The 4,584-nt window shown below is 53.3% G+C and carries 7 protein-coding genes; all 7 read left to right on the forward strand.

The window, feature by feature from the left end; all coding sequences use genetic code 11:
- Nucleotides 1-5 precede the first annotated feature (5 nt).
- Entirely contained in the window at nucleotides 6-242 is a 237-nt protein-coding gene (locus NCN04_RS08195) for a metal ABC transporter permease (protein WP_284498673.1), read from the forward strand.
- Nucleotides 243-326: 84 nt separating this feature from the next.
- Nucleotides 327-848, forward strand: coding sequence for a thioredoxin domain-containing protein (locus NCN04_RS08200; protein WP_250395756.1), 522 nt, complete (start codon nucleotides 327-329; stop codon nucleotides 846-848).
- Between the two features lie 6 nt (nucleotides 849-854).
- Nucleotides 855-1,703, forward strand: a complete 849-nt coding sequence (locus tag NCN04_RS08205; RefSeq protein ID WP_250395757.1) for a cytochrome c biogenesis protein CcdA — start codon at nucleotides 855-857, stop codon at nucleotides 1,701-1,703.
- The gene (locus NCN04_RS08210) at nucleotides 1,700-2,212 is read left to right on the forward strand and encodes a sigma-70 family RNA polymerase sigma factor (protein WP_250395758.1); all 513 of its coding nucleotides are present in this window, start codon (nucleotides 1,700-1,702) and stop codon (nucleotides 2,210-2,212) included. The genes NCN04_RS08205 and NCN04_RS08210 overlap by 4 nt, the downstream gene beginning before the upstream one ends.
- A gap of 2 nt (nucleotides 2,213-2,214) precedes the next feature.
- Nucleotides 2,215-2,928, forward strand: a complete 714-nt coding sequence (locus NCN04_RS08215; RefSeq protein ID WP_250395759.1) for an anti-sigma factor — start codon at nucleotides 2,215-2,217, stop codon at nucleotides 2,926-2,928.
- Between the two features lie 167 nt (nucleotides 2,929-3,095).
- Complete coding sequence (locus tag NCN04_RS08220; RefSeq protein ID WP_250395760.1) at nucleotides 3,096-3,236, forward strand: hypothetical protein; 141 nt, start codon at nucleotides 3,096-3,098, stop codon at nucleotides 3,234-3,236.
- 41 nt (nucleotides 3,237-3,277) lie between these two features.
- Nucleotides 3,278-4,584: alpha-keto acid decarboxylase family protein (locus NCN04_RS08225; RefSeq protein WP_250395761.1), on the forward strand; the 1,307-nt coding region annotated here is incomplete at its 3' end.

Consider the following 4,584-nt stretch of genomic DNA (forward strand, 5'->3'; position numbering starts at 1 on the left):
TTTTGTTGATTTCAGCTTTTGTTGTGATTCCTGCTTGTGCAGGTCGACTGCTTAGTCGAAGTTTTCCTATTTATGTGATCATCTCATCTGCCATTGGTGGTGGGTGCGCATTGCTAGGACTTTTGTTTTCAGGCTTGTCAAATCTTCCTTCAGGGCCTTCAGTCGTGATGGTTCAGTTTCTAGGGTTTTTGCTTGCGATGTTACTTAATAGCCGAACACGTTCCAAGCTTGAACCCATTTGAGGTTTGTTCGTTATTTGGTTTTTAATTGCTTTGAAGGGGGCTCCCAGATCTGGTTGGATCAACTCTGATCTGTTTTGAATCCGATTGAGCACTCGGCCGGTATGGATAGGCAGTGATTCAACTCTCACTTTGAAACAACGTGCTCTGGTCATCACACTGCTGGGGGCTGCCTTTGTTCCTCTCGCGGCAACTCTGGCCCCACTCCCAGAAACACCTGTGGCACTTTCGCTCTTAAAACCAGCAAAAGCAGCAAGTCCCCTCGCCACCTCTCTCCAGGAAAAACCGGTGATGGTTGAGGTTTATGCAACCTGGTGCAGCGCTTGCCAGAAAATTAAGCCGGTCATGAACTCCCTACGCCAACAAGAAGGCAACTCAGTGCATTGGGTGAGATTCGATGTCTCTAATTCCACCGCTGCTCAGTCTTCTGCTGCACGAGCAGAGAAACTCGGCTTAGGGCAATTCTTTATGCGCAATAGGAGTCAAACCAGTCTGGTCAGCATCTTCAATCCAGAAACCGGCGAAGCAGTTAAAACGTTTCGTGCGCAGACCAAGCTTGATCCTTATCTCCAGGCCATCAAGAAAACTCGCTTCATGCTTGGTCGCTGAAGGGACATGGCAACTTCCACTAGACATCTCTTGACATCACGCCGCGCTCAGTTCTTGGTTCTCGCCTTGATCGCAGCGGTTGTTGTCATTTCTGCAGGGCAGCTTGAGTCAGCCGTTCTGTCAATCAGTCAGAGCTATGCAGATTGGCTCACACGTTGGACTGGGCAAAATGCCTGGGCTGTATTCGGGTTGCCAGCACTGGCCTTCGGAGGCGGACTGATTGCCAGCGTGTCTCCTTGTGTGCTTGCGTTGCTTCCCGTACAGCTCTCTTATCTGGGGGCTCAAAAGCAGCAACGCCCGAACCCTCTCAAGGTGATCCAGTACAGCCTTGGCGTGGTGACGGCCTACAGCATTCTTGGCTTGTTCACATCCTTGGCAGGAGCACTGATCATTGATCACCGAGGTGGATTGTTCGTCACTGCAGGTGTCATCGTGATTGCCATGGCTTTGCAGTTGAAAGGTTGGGGCCCCCGGTTCCCCTGGCATCGCCTCAATGCTGGAGGCATTGCAGCGCCGAGATGGATCCACAGGGTTGTGGCAGGCCCTTTCTTGATTGGATTCACCTTCGCTTTGGTCACATCTCCCTGTGCAAGCCCGGTGCTTGCCGCCGTACTCAGTGCAGCTGCAGCCACAAGCACGCCACCGTTGGCAGTTCTATCAATGGTTTTGTATTCCATTGGATACAGCATGGTGATCTTGCTAGCAGGATTAGGTGTTGAACTCGGTGGTCTGCGCCGCGCCCTGCTCAAACGTGGGGAGCAGATCACGGGAATTAGTGCCATGGTTCTGCTGACATTTGGTGGGATCTACCTCTGGACTGGGGTCCAGGATCTGGTGCTGCAGGGTCACACGTGAGCTCTCATGAAGCCATCAGTCCTGAGGAGCTAGCCCTCCTCTACGACGAACATTCAGCTGCTGTGCATCGGCTCGCCTTCAGCCTTCTCTCACAGCGACAGGAGGCTGAAGATCTCACTCACGATGTTTTCGTACGCTTACAACGTGGGGGCTTCGATTCGAATCGTGGGGAAATCCGTCAGTACCTTTTGCTCCTGACCCGATCAATGGGCCTCAACAGAATTAACAAACATCGCAATCGCCGACGAATTCTCGAACGATTTCGTCCAGCTCACTGTCAGCAGGATCCAATTGATCTCCAGGCCGTTGATTCCCGATTCCAACTTGAACGGGCCCTGGCTCAGCTCTCATCGCGTGAACAACAGATCCTGGCCATGAATTATCACCAAGACATCAGTCAAAGCAACATTGCAGCATCGCTACAACTGCCACTGGGAACCGTCAAGACGATCAGTCGTCGGGCATTGCTCAAACTCCGTCATGCACTTTCATCACAAGAGGGAAACTAACAATGACTTCGCGTTCTCAAATCCACGATGAATTCAGCAAACGGGATGAACTGTTAGCCGGGAAGGTGCTGGGCAACCTCAGTCCCGAAGAGGAAACAGCTTTGGCGACTGAACCATGTTCTCAAGAAGAGCAAACTCTTCTTGAGAACCTGCAAACAACCCACAGCCGAATTGAGAATCATTCTGCACCGCCACTTTCTGATGCAGTCAGAGAGAGAGTTCTGAATTCGTCGATTAAAAAAAGCACCTCCAACCCCCAGAACTGGTTGATTGGAGCCTTACTTCTGATCCTCGCGATAACTGGCGTTGAGCTTTATCAATCCAAACTGCAGATCGCTTCTGTGAGAAGAGAAACGTCCCCCATCTCTCTTCACCCTGGTGATCAAAGGGTGGAGCTGCATGCCACGACACTAGGAAAGATGCAAAGCGCACATGGTGAGGTTCTCATTCGTCCTGGACAGGCAAGCAACCTCCTCACCTTGAATCGACTGCCGCAGGCTCCTGAAGGAAGGCTTTACCGCCTCTGGGCTGTGACGCCAGACGGGGTTAAAGGCTGCGTTCACTTTCTGCCGGATCAGGCAGGCAATGTGGTTATGACCATTCCACCGCAACCCACCGGATCAGCAACAAAACTGCTCATCAGCCTCGACCCCCTTTCATCTCGTGAAAAGTCGGATGCTCAACCAGAAGAACTCGTGCTGACCGGCGCCATCTAAAAATTTCGATGAATCATCATCAACCCCAGTCGCACAACAATCAGCTCGAAGTCCTGTGTGGCTTCACCGACCACGAAGGCAAGTGTTGCTAGCCCGGGTTGATTCCGCTTGTAGCCAATGATTCCAATGGCAGCGTCTACGAGTCGTCATCCAGCTCATGCCCAGCCTTGCTCACGTTCAAACCGCACCAGCTGCATGATCGTGAGCAGCCCAACACCAAGGCCATTCTCAAAAAGAAGCCTCAGTTCATCGCGATCGAATCTTTGTCTCGATACCGAATAGCGACCTATCTCATGGCCTATCGCTAAGACCACGATCAGACTCACCAAGTGATCCTCATGTCGGCTTGATGACTCCTTCTGTCGTGACTTATGCCTTGGATCGTTTAGCAGATCTCGGTATCGGCCATGTGTTTGGTGTACCGGGTGACTATGCCTTTCCAATCAATGATGCGGTGGAGGTGCATCGCCGCCTGAGCTGGGTGCCCTCAGCCAATGAGCTGAATGCGGCTTACGCCGCTGATGGTTATGCCCGCCGCCGAGGCGCTGCCATCGTCTGCACCACCTATGGAGTGGGCGAACTGAGTGCTCTGAATGGCCTGATGGGATCAATGGCTGAACGTCTACCCGTGTTTCATCTGGTAGGCACTCCCAGTCTTCGGATCGTGCGACAAGGGCTCATCTGTCATCACACCCTCGGCGATCGAAACTATGACCGCTTTGAGGCCATCTCTGCTTCTGCAAGTTGTGTCAGCGCCAGGCTCACGCCCGAAAACGCCGTCATCGAATTGGAGCGGGTGATTGATAAAGCTCTCGAGGAATCCAGGCCTGCGTATCTCACCTTTCCGATGGATCTGGCTCTCATGCCGATCACTGGTACGCCGATCCAGGGTTCTCCTCTTGGTGTAATCGATCAACACGACAGTGTTGCAGCGGAACTTGAGGCTGTCCTTGATCTCCTGGAGGCACGCATTGCCTCAGCTTCACGTCCAGTTGTGCTCCCCACCATCACCCTGAAGCGTTTCGGTCTAGTGAATGCATTCGAGGAATTTCTCAAGGCCTCCGGTCTGGCTTATGCCACGACCCCCATGGACAAGGCACTACTCAGTGAGCAACACCCCGCTTTCCTCGGGATGTACAACGGCGGTCGGTCAACCCCAGCTGCCCTGCAAAGCGTGGTGGAAGATGCCGATCTGCTGGTCGATCTAGGGGGGCTTGTTTTGGAGGACCTGAACACTGGCCTCTGGAGTGGGTCACTCGATCCCAACCGGATCGTTGCTTTGCATGCCGATTGGGTCCAAGCCGGACATCAGGTGTTCACGAGTGTCAGCATCAGTGATGTCTTGGCAGGACTAACGAGACGCTTTCAGTCCTCGTCGAACCGTCTCTCTTACTGGGGAGAGCATCGACCCGTACAGCCCGCTCCCATGCTTCCCCGTGTTGGAGCGCCAGATCAACCCACCGATTCAGCAAGCTTTTACCCCCGCTTGCAGCAATTCCTGCGCCCCAACGACCTGTTGTTATCCGAGACCGGCACATGCCTGTTGAAACTCAACGCCATCCGGCTACCGGACGGCGTGACAATGGAAAGTCAAACCCTCTGGGGATCGATCGGATGGGGCACACCGGCAGCTCTTGGATGCGCTTTAGCTGAACC

The organism is Synechococcus sp. MU1655, assembly GCF_023630655.1.
GTDB lineage: Bacteria > Cyanobacteriota > Cyanobacteriia > PCC-6307 > Cyanobiaceae > Synechococcus_C.